Raw genomic sequence first — 15,999 nt, 5'->3', positions numbered from 1 at the left:
CGTGAAAGCTTTTAACTGGATTTTATTCGACGCCGACGAAACCTTATTTCATTTTGATGCTTATGCTGGCTTACAGCTGATGTTTAAAGGTTATGGTGTAGATTTTACGCTTGAGCAGTATGACGTGTATCAGGCGCTCAATCAGCCACTCTGGGTACAGTATCAAAGCGGCGAAATCGGTGCAAAACAGTTGCAGGAACAACGTTTTAGCTATTGGGGCGAGCAGCTGAATATTGCACCTTCAGTGCTCAATGCCGGTTTCTTACAAGCTATGGCTGAAGTGTGCACACCTTTGCCTGGTGCTGTCAGTTTACTCAATGCGCTGCAAGGCAAAGCCAAATTAGGCATTATCACTAACGGCTTTACCGACCTACAGCAAATCCGTTTAGAGCGCACTGGCTTACACAATCACTTTGATATTCTGGTGATTTCCGAGCAGGTGGGTGCGGCTAAACCTCATCCGCAGATTTTTGCTCACGCCAAAGAGTTGATGGGAAACCCTGAACCTAGCAGCGTGCTGATGGTGGGTGATAACCCGATAGCTGATATTGGTGGCGGTAAACAAGCAGGCTTTTATACCTGCTGGCTCAATCGTTTTAACGCTACTTTACCTGCAGGTATTACAGCGGATCTGGAAGTGCAGTCTCTGGACCAACTGGAAACTGCACTAAGCACCTTTCTCTGATGAAAATATGCTAGCTCAGAATATAGAGTTCAGTTTACCGCTGAACCATAAAGCGGCGACAAAAGCTGGTGTTGCCACTAGCTGAACCGCCCATAAGCCAATTTTTTGTGCCTTGCTCAGCGGACCAAAACGATGGATCAGAGTAAACAAGCTGATCATCGCCAGCAGATAACAAAGCAGCGGCGTAAACCAGCCGGAGCTGTAACTGCACGCTGCATGAAAGGCAACAGCAGCTATGATAGTTGCCGCGATATGAAGTTGGATTGAAGTGGAAACTGTAGTTGATTTCATCGATCTGTCCTCTGTTTTTTTATTGAAGTAACCTGCGTTAAAACAAAGACACGGCAAAAGATAAAACTGTGACAAATTTTAGAAAAATAACTTAACGCTATGGGTTCGAAGGCTGTTATGGTTATTAAAACCAGAGCGGAGTTTTATGTCCGCTCTGTCTGCTGAGTGATTTAGCCGGAGAAACGACTGGCGAGTTGATTAAGTTGCTGGGCTAATGTTAATAAGCCCTGTGAGGCTTGTTGCATCTGTTCGGCGCTGCTGACGTTCGCCTTATTCACGCTGTTCATCTGTGTTAACTGGCTGCTGACGTCAGCTGTCACCATAGCTTGTTGCTCTGTGGCTGCGGCAATTTGCAGGCTCATACTTTCCAGGCTTTGAATTTGGTCAGCGATAGCGCTCAGACTGTGGCTGACCTGCTGACTGAGTTCAACTCCTTGCTGAGCTTTTGCATCTGCCTTAGTGACTGCTGTTACCGCCGCTGAAGTGCTGGACAGCAGACTGCTGATCACATCCTGAATTTCTGTAGTGGAGCGTTGGGTGCGCGCCGCCAGATTACGAACTTCATCTGCAACCACGGCAAAACCACGGCCTTGTTCACCCGCTCTGGCGGCCTCTATGGCCGCATTCAGTGCTAATAAATTGGTTTGTTCGGCCACATTACGGATCACATCGAGAATTTGGCTGATGCTATCGGCTTTTTCTGCCAGCAACTTGATTACGATTTCCACTTGAGTGACTTCAACTGACAAACTGCTGATATGAGCACTGGCCTGATCAACACAGGATTTACTCTTTGAGCCTAATAGACTGACATTGCTGGTGCTATCGGCGGCCAGCGCAGAATTCTGCGCTATATCGGCCACTGTGGCTTCCATTTGATCCATCGCCTGCTGCACATTGTTATAGGATGCCAGCTGTTGTTGATTTTGCTCCAGACTAAGTGAAGATTGTTCTGATAAGGCTTTGGCCTGGGCATTAAGTGTGATGCTGCTCTGATGAATGTCGCTGATTAAATCGGCAATTTTACCGATGAATTGGTTAAATCCATCTGTCAGTTGTTGCAGTTCCGCACCTTTTTGCTGTTCAATTCTGACCGACAAATTCGCTTCACCCTGACCCATACGCGCAAAAAGTTCACCTAATTGCTGAATAGGGCGGCTAATGCTGTTACTGAGCAGTATAGATATAAACGCAAAAACCAGGGTCACCAGAAATGCCGTTACCCAACTGGTTTGTTTGATCTGATCCAACACAGAGAAGACTTCATTTTCTGGGACCTGAGCCACTAAATACCAGTCCATACTTGGTACATAAACTGAGGCCAGCACCAGTTTCTGATCCTTCACTGTTGCAGAAAGCACTTGAATACCTTGTGGTTTTAACAGATCACTGAGATCGACTTCAGGTAAAACAGCGGATAATGCTGTACCAATACTTTGCTCTGGATGCAATTGGATCTGACCCTGAGGGTTCACCAGATAAACAAAACCAGTCTGTTCGATTTTGTACTGACTGATCATGGTCACCATTTCAGTCAGCGGCTTGGCGATGCCAGACAAACCTCTGCCATCCAACTGTTGGTAGTTGACAAAAATCTGGTAACCCACTTCCGGACTGTTGAACACTGAAACCTGACTGGCTTTGCCACTGTCTTTAAATGCAAAAAACCAGCTATCTTCCTGCTGATTTAACCTGCGTAAAAAGCCTGCCTCGTTCCAGTAATCTCCCAGTTCTCTGTTGCAAAAGGATGCTGCCTGCAAACCATGGCGTTGCTTTATATTTTCCAGTTCAGCGACCAGCAGTTGTTCACGCTCCGGATCTCTGTTGCTGTTCAAAAAGTCATGAAACTGCGGGGATGTTGCTAATTGCTGTGCAATACGGCTCAGATGGTCAATTTCGGTTTCTATACTGGTTTTAATCTGCTGCAGACTTTTTGGCAGTTCGCTGTTGAGCATCCTGTCGGTTAATACCGTCTGAGTCATCGACTGGCTGATCATACTGATCAGCACACTGGCAATCAGCACTGCACCACTTAAACTGAGTAACAACTTGTGTCTGATAGACAAATGGTTAAATTGCATAACTTCCTCTATTTAACCTGAAATGGGGAATAAAAGCCGGAAAAGGCTGACATTTTCTGAGTACAGTCTGTCAATTTTGCCTGTGCTTTGTGTATTTTTTGTGAATGCTAGCCTGAGTTAAAACAAGACTCAAATAGTGTTTGGGTTTCGAGTCAGATGATTTCCCGGCCTTAAGCTAGTACTATGGTTTTTTACACAGAATTCTGGAGTACAGGATGCGACAATTAAGTGGTTTACTGCTGCTTGTTTTATGTCTGGCAGGCTGCCAGCAAGCCTACTACGCCACCATGGAAAAGTTTGGTGTGGAGAAGCGTGAAATACTGGTCGACAGGGTGAAGGATGCCAGGGATGCTCAGGTGGAAGGCCAGCAACAGTTTAAAGATGCGCTGGATGAGCTGAGTCAGTTATTGAAGTTTCATGGCGGCGACTTACAAACTAAATACGAAGAGCTGGATTCGGAGTATCAGCAAAGCGTCAAAGCCGCTGAACTGGTCAGCAGCCGTATTAATAAAGTGCAGTCTGTGGCTGATGCTTTATTTAACGAATGGCGTGACGAGCTGGAGCAATACCAGAATGCCAGTCTAAAAGCTCAGAGCAAACAAAAGCTGGTCACGACAGAAAAGCAGTTCGACATGCTGTTGAAAAAGATGCGCTCCGCTGAAAAGAAAATGCAGCCAGTGCTTAAAATCATGCACGACAACGTATTGTTTTTAAAACATAACCTGAATGCTAAAGCCATTGGTTCTATTCAAACAGATTTTGCCGGTTTACAGCAGGATGTCAGCAGCCTGATCATTGAAATGAATAAGGCGATAGCAGATTCAAATAAATTTATTGCTCAGATGCAAACTCAATAGTTCGAGCTGTTTCTCCAGTAAGGGCCGCTAAGGCGTCAGGCCCTTACTGTGTCTGCAATGGAGCTGGTGCTTGTGCAGGTTTTAGTAATTCCAGTTGGGCTTTGGCTTGCTGCTCTTCATCTCTTTGTTTAATACGCACTAATGACGCATAAAACTGTGCTGCGGTAAAAGATTGAGTCGACTGGATCAAATCGCTGACATCCGCAGAGCTTTGTTGCAACATCTGACGGAAAATCTCCAGATGCCCATTTTTTTGCAACAAAGGCGCTAAATTGGTTTCTTCAGCACCATCCCGAATGGTGTAGTACTTCAGTAATAATTCTGCTCTGGCAGCTAAGGTCAAAACCGGTGTATCTGCAGCAGGAGTAGAGCTTGCAGTTGTATCAGTCTGCTCTGCTTTAGGCTCGGTATGCTCTGTTTCAACTTCAGTTTGAGTCAGGGAGTTAAATAAAAATGCTGAGACAATCAAACCACTAAACAAACCCCAGAAATAGCTTAACAATGGTGTGGGCTTATACATAACAACCTTTCCGACTACGGCTTAACGACAAAAGACTGCGGCGATTATAACTGCCTAAGCTATAGCCTATGCAAACTTTTATGGGGTTTTTCGTGCCGCTGTGCGAGAACAAAGCCGGATCTCTGCTGATCTCCGGCTGTTGATAGCTCAACTTTGTGGTTTTAAATCAATTTGTATCCGGCCTGGCACTATGTCCAAACGAACCTGATGGGCGCTGCTGTTGTCTTTTAACCCATCCAGATATTGCCAGTAACCAGTGGTTTTTTCATCTTTGCTGAAGGTTAAACCAAACACCAGACCATTGCCCTGATGCAGGTAGCTAATGGCTTGATTGGCCGCTTTATTATCGGTTAGTTCAAAGGTAATAAAATCTTTTAAACGTGTATTGGCACTAAAAACACCGGACATCACTGGATTTGGATTACTGCCATACTCTGCACCTGTAGTTTTGACTTTATCCGGGTGAGGTAAAAATTGCTGGTGCTGAATGTCATACCGATCGCCGCCCTGCAGATAACTTAAGCGGATATTTTCCATTTGAAAGCCAAGCGGGTTCGTCACTTTTCTTGCCTGACGTAAATCAATCACAGTCACGCCTCCAGAGCCTAACGCCTGAAATTGCCGGGTTTTAGCCTGGTAAAACAACGCTGAGTCTTCGTCCACACCATAACCTATAGCTGAAGCGGAGTTTTGTTCTGCCACCGCTACTATTAAACGGCCAAAACGGGCTCTGCGGTCAAAGTGTTGATCAATCACCCCATCAGGGAAAAAACCTAAGCCGCGACGTAATTGCAGTGGCTCATCTGCGGCTTCATCGATTTGTGTATCAGGCTTTGCAACAGCTCTGGCTAAGGCAGTCCAGGACGAGCCTGAAGCAATCATGGTTTCACTCATGATTGCAGCGCCTGCACTTGTGCCGCCGACAATACCGCCGCTTTGATAAAGTTGCCAGATAGCATCAAGTACTGGGCTGTTTTTCCCTTCAGCTCTTAAGGTATCAACCAGATGATTTTGGTCGCCACCTAAAAACCAGACCGCAGTGGCTTGTTGCACTTGAGCCGCCAGTTTTGGGTCTGCAGCATTATTACGCCATAAGGATTCATCTTCTGTGGTGCTTTTGTCATCTTTCACCGCTATAGGCAGGAGTTGCACCTGCTGCTCAGGCACGCCATATAAGGCTAAATCCTGCTGGAATTGACGAAAGTATTTCACCGGTTGACTGCTGGCCGCAGGGATCACCACTATTCTGGCTTTATCTGCTCCACCAGCACTTTGAATAAACTGTTGGTATACGGCTTTGTTGGAACTGGCTAAAGCTCCGCCCACAATCATCAGTTCGCCCGCAGGCTGAGTTTTTGCGTATAAAAAGGGGCTGCCAAGGCTCAGACTAAGAGCCAGCAGGTAGGTTTTTTTCATCAGGTTCAGACTCCATTTTTGCTTTATTGAGTACGATCTAGTTGCTTCATCTGTTGCCACATCCGGCATCTTTGGCCAGGTTTTTTATTGATCTTTGAATGACAACAGCCCGAGCATAACAAAAGCCTGCATGCTGTCAAAGCGCTGAACGAGGATAAACACAGCTTCTGCGCTTAAAGAATGAACAAACAAAAACCATTACAACTGATGCGGTTACAGAGCTTGCGTAGCCCTGATATAGTGCTCAGATAAACTCAGAATGTGGTGACAAGATGAAACAATATGCACTGCTGCTGGCAGTAATGACGTTAAGTGCAGGAGGTTGTGTGGGACAAAAATCACTGGAGCAACAAGAGTTACGCCGTCAGATCGGACAAAAACTCATGATCGACCTGCGCCACTTTTGCGCTGAAGGCTCATCAGCACAATGCAAAACCGACTTGACTGAATTACCCAAAGAATTTGCCGAGGCTATACAGCAGCTGCATTTAGGCGGGGTGATCTTATTCGCCAATAACTTAAAAGATAAAAACCAAATTCGCCGTTTAACTGCTGATTTGCAAGCGGCCAGCAGCGATGGTTTACCGCTGCTGATAGGTATTGATCAGGAAGGCGGTCGTGTGGCTCGTCTACCGACTCACGAGTTTCCTGCCTTTGCCGGTAATATGGCTATAGGGGCCACTTTGGCAAGGTCTGGCAACAGCTATGCCACTGCTGTTGGCCGATCTATAGCGCAGCAATTAAGCTCGCTTGGTATTAACTTAAATTTCGCTCCCAGCCTGGATGTGAATAATAATCCGGCTAACCCTGTGATTAATGCCCGCTCTTTTGGCGATAACCCTGTCGCTGTAGCAGCGGCGGGTGGCGCTATGCTGGATGCCATGCAACAGGCGGGCGTCTTAGGCACCATTAAACATTTTCCTGGACATGGTGACACTCATGTTGACAGCCACACAGGTTTACCTTTGGTTGAGCATGACAAAGTCACAGTCGAAGCTGTGGATTTGTATCCATTTCGTCAACTGATAAAACTGCATCAGCCTGCGATGGTGATGACAGCTCATATTCAGTACCCTGCGTTGGATAACAGCAGTTTAACCAGCAAATCCGGTGAGGCGCTGATTAAACCTGCCACTTTATCCCGTGCCATTCTTACGGACTTGTTACGTGAGGACATGGGCTTCAATGGCATCATTATTACCGATGCACTGAATATGGCGGGCATCAGTCAGTTTTTTACCCCCTCGGAAGCTGTGATCCAAACGTTTGCGGCTGGTGCTGATATAGCGCTGATGCCTTATGAAATAAAAACGCTTGCCGATATGGCGGCTTTGGCAAGGCTTATTGATCAAGTGGTGCTGGCGGTACAACAAGGCCAGTTAAACAGCACTGAAATAGCCCAATCAGCCCAGCGGATCACCAGATTGCGCCAGCAGCTTAACGCCAGCCCGGCACAGACGTCTTTACCTGATACCACACGTTTAGAGCATGATCTGCAATTGGAGCGACAACTGGCAGAGGCAAGCCTGACGCAGGTTGGTACAAATAAATTACAGTTACCACTTAATCTTTCCGCTTTAAAACTACACCTGATTGCGCCTGATCAAACCAAATGCCAAAGCTGGATGCAGGCGTTAAGCGGGTGGGGAATAAAAGCGAAGTCAGTCACTTGTAGTGATTTAACTTCTTTTGAGCAAAAGCTGGCTTTACAGCAGATAGCTCAGGCTGATCTGGTGTTAGGTTCACTGATTTCGCCAGCTCAAAGCGCAGCCGAGTTGGGTGTATTGGCTGACTTACAGGCTTTACCTGCGATGAAACTAACAGTGACAGAGCAAAAAAAGGTGTTAGTTGAGCTGTTACAACAAGCTAAAGCTGCAGGCAAAAAAACTGTGATGGTGTCTTTACGCACCCCTTACGAGCTGAGTGATTTTGCCAACAGTGCAGACTTACGATTGGCTACCTATAGCTATAATCAGAAACCTCAAACTGCAGAGCGACCATTTTCAGGGCCAGCTTATGATGCGGTGATTGGATTTTTACTGGGGGAAGTGAAATCTGTGGGCCAGTTGCCAGTGTTATTAAAATAACGGAGTGAGGATCAACAATGACAGTGGCAATTCAAGCTCTGGATCAGTTGCTGAGTACCATGCAGCCAACGTTGGAACCAGAGGTGTATGTGTATTGTATTTGGCCTTTGGACAAAAGCTGGCACGGTCCTTTGCCTTTGGCCACCTTTAAAGAAAAAGAAGGTCTGACCTTAGTGCTGACAGAACAGCAGGCGACGGAGTATCAGTTGGATGTTTTGTTCAGGGCGCGTTGGATCAGTCTGACGGTGTTTTCAGATCTGGAAGCTGTGGGCTTAACAGCTGCGTTTTCTACAGCGTTGGCCGCTTCAGGCTTAAGTTGTAATGTATTTGCCGGCGCTTTTCATGATCATATTCTGGTGCCTGTGCATCAGGCAGAAGCAGCGATGCAAGCCTTACAACAGCTGCAGCAAAGTAAAATTCAATAAAAAAACTAAATCTGGGAAGATGGTATGTCATTACAACAACTATTTGGCTGGGGTACCTTACGACTGGCACTGGCCGGATTAATAGGCGCACACGGCTGGCACAGAGCCTTAACCGGAGGCGTCGAACCCTTTGGTCAGTGGCTGGATAATCAGGGCTGGCCCATGGGAATATTAATAGCAGTCGCTATTACGGCCTTTGAAATCATCGGCACTTTGTTTCTGGCACTCAACCGTTATGTCACTTTGGTGTGTCTGGGCTATGTTGGCATTTACGCTACAGGTATCGCAATTTTGCATGCCAAAGTCGGCTGGTTTGTGGTAGGTCCTGGCCGTAACGGCTCAGAATTCAGTGCTTTGTTGATACTAGTGTTGTTATCTGTGGCTGTGCATCACTGGCCGTCACGGCGTTAATTTAGCATCCTAAGCTTATAAAAAAGGGCTTCAGCGATATTTTCAGCTGAAGCCCTTTGATATTTATAACACCTTAAACTTTTCTGAAACGGCGACTTAAAGCTAATGCAATTAAAGCAAAGACTGAAATCCAGCCTGAGCTACCACCAGAACTTTTAGGTTCAGTTGCTACAAAGTTTAACGTCGTTTGTGAGGTTGCGCCTGCACTGTCTGTGGCAGTGATCAGAGTGCTGAAGGAGCCTGCTGTCGTCACTTTGCCAGAAATGGTGCTGCCGGACAGAGTTAACCCTGCAGGTAAGCTGCTTGCACTGAAGCTGATACTTTGTCCTTCCGCATCAGTGAATAAGCTGGTCAGATTAATGGACACTGTCTCATCTGTAGACATGGTCAGGTTTCCTGAACCTGATAATACAGGGGCTGCATTCACACTTAAATCCAGCGTATGAGAGCTGGTGGCTCCTTTGCTGTCTTTGACTACTACTGTCAACTGATGAACTTGCCCTGAGGCGATAGTTCCGCTGACAATACCTTTAGTCGTCACTGTCAGATTTGCTGTTGAAGTGATTTCATAGCTTAATACCGAACCTTCAGGGTCGGCAAAGTATTCGTTTAAATCCAATACAAAAGCTTTGTTCTGATTGAGTACTGGCGCAATCCAAGCTTGAGCCAAGGCTGGTGCTTTATTGTGATCGAAGGCCAGAGTTATATCAGAGTAAAGACCTGTGTTGTCTGTTGCTCTGACAATAACTGTACTGGCAGATAAAGGGCTACCGTCATAAGTCAAAGTACCTTGTTCAGTGACTGTAATACCTGTCACTGCGTTCACTAAAGAAAAGCTCAGTGTATCGTTGGCATCAGCATCCTGAATAAGAGAGGTTAATTCAATGCTGTAACTTACCCCTTGGTTAAACTGCATTGGGGCTTGGATTTGGGTCAGATCCGGAGCTCTGTTCACCAGATAACGTTTTAAAGTGAGAGGGGTGTAGTTGGCTTCCAAATAAAGATGTTGCCCCAGCATAAAGGCATGACGTAAATTCAGATAGTCAGCAAAATCCATGGTGTGTTGTTCTACCGCAATACCAGATTCCAAATCCAGCTTGGCAATTTTCACACTGAAACCATCTTCAGGGATTAAAACTAATCTGTCATCCAGATAATAAATACTCTGATTTGGCAGGTTATTGAGCGACAATAATCTGAACTGACCAGCTATTTCTTTATAGACGTACAGAGTTGAATTGACCTGTGCATGTACCTGACCTGAAACAAATCTTAATTGTGTAATATAAGAATTGGGTTGTGGCGCGGTGAAGAGATCACGTTGCTTCAACTTATTATTGACTACACTGAACTCCTGCACTGTACCAGTGTAAATATTATGGACCAAAAGGTGACCATTCATTTCTGTGGTACTTGCCAGGTCTGGCAATTCGGTGAAGCCATTAATTCCGGCAGCGGCGGTATCCAGATAGGTTAAGGTGTTATTGCCAATACTAAACAGATGCAGTTTATTATTGGCTTTTATCAGCAAGTTGGAACCAAAAACTTTAGCATATTCAATGCTTGTAAATTGGTTAATATCTGACAGCTTGCTGTTTAACTCTATTTCTGCAGTTTGGGTCAGCGTTTCGTTACTTCGATCAAAAGTGAAGAAGCGCACTTTTGAGTTACGAACAGCAAGAATGGTTGTGTCACTGTGTTGGTGCACAGTTCCTGGATGCCAGTAATTACCTTCAGGATAAAATTCAGTGTTTTCAAAGAACTTTAGTGACTTGATTTTTCCATCAGCTTCTTTTTTATACAACTCAGCTTCTTCGTCGGAGGCTCTGAAAAAGTAATTGTCATTCAACATGATACTATCGCCAACGCTCGCATATAACGGCAGTAAAGACAAACTTTGCTGACCACGTTTAAGCGTTACTTTTTCTGAGCTGTTCAGACCTTGAGGATAAAAACTCAGGCTGTTTTCTTGCAAGCTGGCGAAGCTACCATTTAATGCCGTTATATCCCTGATGGATGGATCAGAAAGTGTTTCGACCTTTGTAATTGCGGTACCGCTGAAACTAAATGCTTGTATTCTGTCACCATAACTAACATAAAGCGTATTTCCGGAGAATACCGATTTACTTGGGTAATTCTCAGGAAGTACAGAATTGTTAGCGGTAATTTGCTGCAAAGAGCCGTCATTAGCCACTTGTAATTGTGTGCCGGAATACCCCATCAGCAAAAGATTACCTGAGTCTTTTATATAAGCCACATTTTGCTGATATGGAACTTCATTGACCGAGACTTGAGAAACCAGATTCAGTTGCCCTAAAGAGTCCGCTTTATAGGTTCTTACTACACTGTCAGACGAGCTATAATCGTAATAACCAACAACTAATACAGCTTTGGTTTCATCATATATAGCAAATCGTTGATCACCTGACGGGAGTAGTGTGGATGAAGTGACAAAACTGCCAGTTGCTTTATCAAAGCTGTGAACAGAAATATTTATATTAGAAGAGGCATAGCCAGTCTCGATATAGCTGCTGCTTGCATCCATTCGATATTGGTTATAGTAATAACTATTTCTTGTAGCTAATTTTGTCAGCGTGCCGTCCAGTGCTACAGAGTAAGCAACGACCTGGCTGTATTGAAAGACAAATAATGTGGAGCCATCAGCACTCATAGTGACATGCTGCAAGCTGCTCAGTTCTAAGTCCTGCAAGCTATATTCTTTTAGCTCTGTAAGTTGGTCTCCCGTTTGTCTTATTAACGAAAAACCGTACGGGCTGAATGCAACTGTCAGATCTGTCGCAGAAGTCAGACTATTCGCAAGATGCAGAAGACCTTCCTGCTCAGTAGCTTCTTCAGAAATAGTGATTGCTTCCGGGCTTTCGGCCTGAACTGCGTTTGCAGAAATTTGTTCATACAACGGGATTTCAAAAGCCGATAATTGACTAGACAAAGCAATAGCAACAGCGCATGCCAGAGATGAGAGGCGTGACATTTATACACTTCCTTGTAGTTAATAAAATAATGAGGTTCAGATACTAGAAATCATACAGTTTAATACGTAAAAAAATCAATTTCAGGCTTATTTAATTTTACTTTTTTGTTTCTTATTTTCCTGTTTTTACTTTGTTTTTCTGTGGTTTTGTAGTGTTTACCTTATTAATAAAAAGATTTTGTTTTTCTTGCAGGTAAAATTGTTTCTTAGGTCGCCGCGCGTTTGTCTGTATCAGGGGATAGTTAAGCACCTGCAGGCTGTGCTTTCACCATTTAGCCAAAAGCCGGGCAATTGGGTAGTACCATTGATAATGCCATCCAGCAGACTGGCATTATCACTGCACAGCAAATCTGTGGCTAAAGGGCCGGCGTAAATCAGTTGTTGATTTTGAAACAGTAATAATAGCGGTGCGGCTATTATGTCCAGTCCCAGTGCTTTGGCTTCATCCAATTCCAGTTCTTTGACAGCCAAATCAGGCTGACGTTGTTGGATCCTCTGCAGATGCTCTTTGGCAAAAGAGCTGCAGTTGCAGCTGGAGTCACTGATCAAAATCGCTTGCCAAAGGCTGTTTGACAACAGCTGATGGCTTAGTTTGATTTGTACTTGCTTTGGCAGAAGTGGCTGTTGTTGCCACAAACCTTGCTCATCAAATACACCATAATGACCTAAGAAAAACCAATAAAAAGCTGCTGCGCTGCCTGCTACCCAAAGCATAATCAGCACAACCGCAGCTTTCACCCGAAGGGTCATTCGTTGTTGTTTCAACTACTGAATCTGTTGGCTTCAATAGCCAACTGGTTGGCCACCTGTTCGATTTGGGTTGTGCTTTGTTTCACTTTTTCGCTGCGCTGCATCTGAGCCGCCGCACTGTCATTCAGATACTGTGCACCTTGCGCCATCTCAGCGCTTGCATGGCGTTGTTGTTCTAAAGAGCCCGCCATAATATCGGCTGAGCGGGCTACAGACTGTGCCTCGCCTGTGATGATATTCAATAACTCATCACTGCGTTTCGCCAAACTGACGGTATGGTCAACCTGACTTAAGCAATGTTGCACGGATTTTACAGAGCTCTGACTGGCTTCATTTAAGGTTTGGATCATGCGCTGAATTTGCTCTGTAGATTGTTGTGTGCGGCCTGCTAAAGTACGAACTTCATCAGCCACTACTGCAAAACCCCGGCCTTGTTCACCGGCCCGTGCCGCTTCGATGGCAGCATTTAAAGCCAGCAGATTGGTTTGTTCAGCAATGCTTTTAATCACTTCAAGTACAGTGGTGATCTCTTTGCTGGATAACGCCATGCTATCCACTTTTTGTCCGGCGTCCTGCAAGGTCACCGCCAAAGTCGAGATAGCCGCTATGGTTTGGTCCACCGATCCTTTACCAGATACTGAGCTAAGTTCTGCCTGTTTAGCTGCACTCAATACTGCTGCTGCCAGTTCGCCCAGCGCCTGAATACTTTGTGCCATTTCTTCAGAAGCAGCGGCTATACGTTTGACCTGCGTGTTTTGTTCATTCATTCCCGACAGCAGTTGTTGACCATCGTCAGACAAATGCGCGCTTTCTGTATGCAGCAAAGCCACAGACTGGTTAATGGTTTGTACTGTGTGCTGAATGCCATCCAGTGCCTGATTAAATTGTTGTACAAGGCGGGAACGGATATCAGGGCAACGCACAGTTAAATTAATATGGGCAGGGTCTGCAACTAACTCTTTGGTAGTCTCTGAAAACGCCAACCCCACCATAGCTTCTTTGTAAGAATTTAGTGTGATGATAATAAGTACAGCAGACTCCACCACTACATAAGCCGCGTGCACCAGTACGTTGCTAAAGGTTGCATCCTGAGCCGGTACTAAAAATACAGCGCTGTGCTGGGTTTGCAGGTAGGCAAATAACAAATGGTGCACAGCAATAGTGCCAGCTGCTACTGCAATCACCATCCAGTCACGAAAGGCGCTTAGCACGGCCAGCAATACAAAAATACCAAAGTGCAGCTCAGTCACACCATTAGACTGATGAATGTGCAAGGCGCAAAACAGCATAAAAGATACACCAAAAGCAATGCGCGACAGGCGGTGATCTCTTAAGGTTTTGTACAACACAAAAGGCACAATCAAAGCGGGCAGGCCAATCAATAACGCCGCTCCCCAGCTTTGATGCCAGCTCGCCAAAGCTAATGCCAGCAACATCAGCACCAGATTGATACTGTTCATAATTCGAAAAGCTTGCTGGCGGAATGGATAAATGTGCATAAAGACCTCGTTTCAACCGCAAGCCTGGCTTGCCGTTTCTGTGACTACAATTGCGTCCTGCACTTGAATGGATATTTGGAGTTTAAGAAAAATACTTTTCTAAAGACAGGCGTCCTCATACGTAGTTTAACCGCCTTGGATCACTGACTGAGTTGAATGCCAACTGCGGATAGACGAAGTGTAGTCGATGACTGTTTTTCGTCATCAAAAAATCATCATGGCAATTCAGAATAGTTTCTTTTTGGAGGAACTATGGCCAACTTGAACAGACGCAATTTTCTTAAAAACAGCGCTTTTTTTACCGGCGCTGCATGGTTAAGCAGCAGTGTGTTTGGCTGCAGCAGCGCAGTTAAAACCGCAAAAAACAGTGGTCCAATCCAGTTTTTACATGGTGTTGCTTGTGGTGACCCTTTAACCGATAGCCTGATTTTATGGACTAAAGTGACACCTGAACAACAGCCGGATTCAGTGCAGTTGCTACTGGAAGTCAGTGAAAATGCAGATTTTTCTGCAGTAAAGCATCAGCAGCTTTGTCTGGCGCGTAAAGAAGCCAATTATTGCTGTAAGGTCGATTTAAGTGGTTTGTTACCCGGCCGTAGTTATTATTATCGTTTTAGTGACAGCAATACGGTATCCGCCGTCGGGCATGGTAAAACTTTGCCTGTAGGATCTGTGTCTCAGGTGCGTTTTGCCGTGTTGTCTTGCTCCAATTATCCAGCTGGTTATTTCCATGTGTATCAGCAAGTGGCACAACAGCAATTGGACGCGGTATTGCATTTAGGTGATTACATCTACGAGTACGAGCAAGGTGGTTATGCTACAGAGCGCTCTGTTGAATTAGGCCGCGCTTTAGCCGCCGATAATCAGGGTGAAATTATCAGCTTGACTGATTATCGTAACCGCTATGCTTTATACCGCAGCGACAAAGATTTGCAGCAAGCTCATGCCAGCCATAGTTTTATTTGTGTTTGGGACGACCATGAAATTACCAACGACGCCTGGACTGATGGAGCCGAAAACCATCAGCCCAATGAAGGGGATTATCAGACTCGTAAACTAAACGCGCTGCAGGCCTATTACGAGTGGATGCCAATACGGCCCCTGGTGTCAGGCCAGCAACAAAGTTTATGTCGTAGTTTTGCCTTTGGTGATTTAGTCGATTTGCATATGCTCGACACCCGGATTGAAGGTCGTAACCTGCAACTGGAATATAAGCATTACACAGATGAAAAAACCGGAGTCTTCGATACTCAGCGTTTTACCGCTGATTTAACCAATCCAAACCGTACTTTGCTTGGGCAAAAACAACAGCAATGGTTGCAAACTCAGTTGATGCGCTCTAAAGGCCAGTATCAGGTGCTGGGGCTGCAGGTGTTGATGGCGAAGATGATGTTTCCCTCAGAATTGCTGTCGGCATTTTCTAAACCTGGGCCTGAGTTGGTCGACAAAATAGCTCAGTTAACGGCGTTAAAGCAGCGTGTTGCGTCAGGGGATAGCAGTCTTAGTGCACAAGACAAAAAACGTATTGAGTCTTTAGTGGCTTACAACCTGGACGCCTGGGATGGTTATCCATACGAGCGGGAGTTGATTTATAAGACAGCGCAGCAACAGAACAAACAACTGGTGGTACTGGCGGGCGATACCCATAACGCCTGGGCTTCGACTTTACATGATCAGCAAGGTAATAAAGTGGGCATAGAATTGGCTACACCTTCAGTCAGTTCTCCTGGTATTGAAACCTATCTGAAGCTGAATACCGCTCAGGTAGAGCATTTAGCCTCGGTATTGCCTCAACTGATCAACGAGCTGGAGTACTGCAATTTACATCAGCGCGGGTATTTGCTGGTGTCTTTTGGCAAAGAGCAAATAGATGCGCAGTGGTTTTTTGTCGATGACATCACCAAAGTTGTGTATCAGACCAGCTTGGGACGTCAGAAGAGCTATAAGCTTTAAGTTGTCTTTAAAAACAACAAAGCCACCGCAAG

The 15,999-nt window shown here is 45.4% G+C and carries 13 protein-coding genes; 6 read left to right on the top strand and 7 right to left on the bottom strand.

Features of this window, described 5'->3' with window-relative positions; translation table 11 throughout:
• Position 1 precedes the first annotated feature (1 nt).
• Positions 2-685 carry a pyrimidine 5'-nucleotidase gene (gene yjjG, locus P3C17_RS17345; protein ID WP_300930615.1) on the top strand — a complete coding sequence of 228 codons (684 nt, stop codon included), beginning with the start codon at positions 2-4 and terminating at the stop codon, positions 683-685.
• A gap of 15 nt (positions 686-700) precedes the next feature.
• On the opposite strand, the gene P3C17_RS17340 is transcribed toward yjjG, so the two are convergent.
• Together P3C17_RS17340 and P3C17_RS17335 are read right to left on the bottom strand one after the other, a co-directional pair.
• A complete protein-coding gene (locus tag P3C17_RS17340; protein WP_300930614.1) occupies positions 701-976 on the bottom strand; it encodes a hypothetical protein in 276 nt (91 codons plus the stop codon).
• Positions 977-1,146: 170 nt separating this feature from the next.
• Positions 1,147-3,057, bottom strand: coding sequence for a methyl-accepting chemotaxis protein (locus P3C17_RS17335; protein ID WP_300930613.1), 1,911 nt, complete (start codon positions 3,055-3,057; stop codon positions 1,147-1,149).
• A 215-nt stretch (positions 3,058-3,272) separates the two neighbouring features.
• Between P3C17_RS17335 and P3C17_RS17330 the strand changes: the two genes are divergently transcribed.
• The gene (locus P3C17_RS17330; RefSeq protein ID WP_300930612.1) at positions 3,273-3,914 is read left to right on the top strand and encodes a DUF2959 domain-containing protein; all 642 of its coding nucleotides are present in this window, start codon (positions 3,273-3,275) and stop codon (positions 3,912-3,914) included.
• A gap of 43 nt (positions 3,915-3,957) precedes the next feature.
• Here P3C17_RS17330 and P3C17_RS17325 read toward each other — a convergent pair whose 3' ends face one another.
• Both P3C17_RS17325 and P3C17_RS17320 read right to left on the bottom strand, forming a co-directional pair.
• The gene (locus P3C17_RS17325; protein WP_300930611.1) at positions 3,958-4,434 is read right to left on the bottom strand and encodes a hypothetical protein; all 477 of its coding nucleotides are present in this window, start codon (positions 4,432-4,434) and stop codon (positions 3,958-3,960) included.
• A gap of 147 nt (positions 4,435-4,581) precedes the next feature.
• Positions 4,582-5,850: a cyanophycinase gene (locus P3C17_RS17320; RefSeq protein ID WP_300930610.1), complete on the bottom strand. Its 1,269-nt coding sequence runs from the start codon at positions 5,848-5,850 to the stop codon at positions 4,582-4,584.
• A gap of 272 nt (positions 5,851-6,122) precedes the next feature.
• Here P3C17_RS17320 and P3C17_RS17315 point away from each other — a divergent pair, with 272 nt between their 5' ends.
• From P3C17_RS17315 to P3C17_RS17305, 3 genes are read left to right on the top strand one after another with little or no spacing between them, the layout of a single operon-like run.
• Positions 6,123-7,937, top strand: coding sequence for a glycoside hydrolase family 3 protein (locus P3C17_RS17315; protein WP_300930609.1), 1,815 nt, complete (start codon positions 6,123-6,125; stop codon positions 7,935-7,937).
• A gap of 17 nt (positions 7,938-7,954) precedes the next feature.
• On the top strand, positions 7,955-8,362 hold the full coding sequence (locus P3C17_RS17310; protein WP_300930608.1) for an ACT domain-containing protein: 408 nt from the start codon (positions 7,955-7,957) through the stop codon (positions 8,360-8,362).
• Positions 8,363-8,386: 24 nt separating this feature from the next.
• Positions 8,387-8,773 (top strand): DoxX family protein, encoded by a 387-nt coding sequence (locus tag P3C17_RS17305; protein WP_300930607.1) that lies wholly within the window; start codon positions 8,387-8,389, stop codon positions 8,771-8,773.
• A gap of 73 nt (positions 8,774-8,846) precedes the next feature.
• Here the strand turns inward: P3C17_RS17305 and P3C17_RS17300 are convergent, their stop codons facing one another.
• The 3 genes from P3C17_RS17300 to P3C17_RS17290 form a co-directional block, all read right to left on the bottom strand.
• Positions 8,847-11,765, bottom strand: a complete 2,919-nt coding sequence (locus P3C17_RS17300) for a putative Ig domain-containing protein (protein ID WP_300930606.1) — start codon at positions 11,763-11,765, stop codon at positions 8,847-8,849.
• A 231-nt stretch (positions 11,766-11,996) separates the two neighbouring features.
• On the bottom strand, positions 11,997-12,530 hold the full coding sequence (locus P3C17_RS17295; RefSeq protein WP_300930605.1) for a DUF6436 domain-containing protein: 534 nt from the start codon (positions 12,528-12,530) through the stop codon (positions 11,997-11,999).
• Positions 12,527-14,014: a methyl-accepting chemotaxis protein gene (locus P3C17_RS17290; protein WP_300930604.1), complete on the bottom strand. Its 1,488-nt coding sequence runs from the start codon at positions 14,012-14,014 to the stop codon at positions 12,527-12,529. The genes P3C17_RS17295 and P3C17_RS17290 overlap by 4 nt, the downstream gene beginning before the upstream one ends.
• 252 nt (positions 14,015-14,266) lie before the next feature.
• On the opposite strand from P3C17_RS17290, the gene P3C17_RS17285 reads away from it, so the two are divergent.
• Positions 14,267-15,967: an alkaline phosphatase D family protein gene (locus P3C17_RS17285; protein ID WP_300930603.1), complete on the top strand. Its 1,701-nt coding sequence runs from the start codon at positions 14,267-14,269 to the stop codon at positions 15,965-15,967.
• The last annotated feature ends 32 nt before the right edge of the window (positions 15,968-15,999 follow it).

Source organism: Rheinheimera sp. 1928-s (genome assembly GCF_029269265.1).
In the GTDB taxonomy this organism is placed as follows: domain Bacteria; phylum Pseudomonadota; class Gammaproteobacteria; order Enterobacterales; family Alteromonadaceae; genus Pararheinheimera.
Note: the sequence above shows the minus strand (reverse complement) of the source record. Positions and strands in the feature narration are given on the sequence as shown.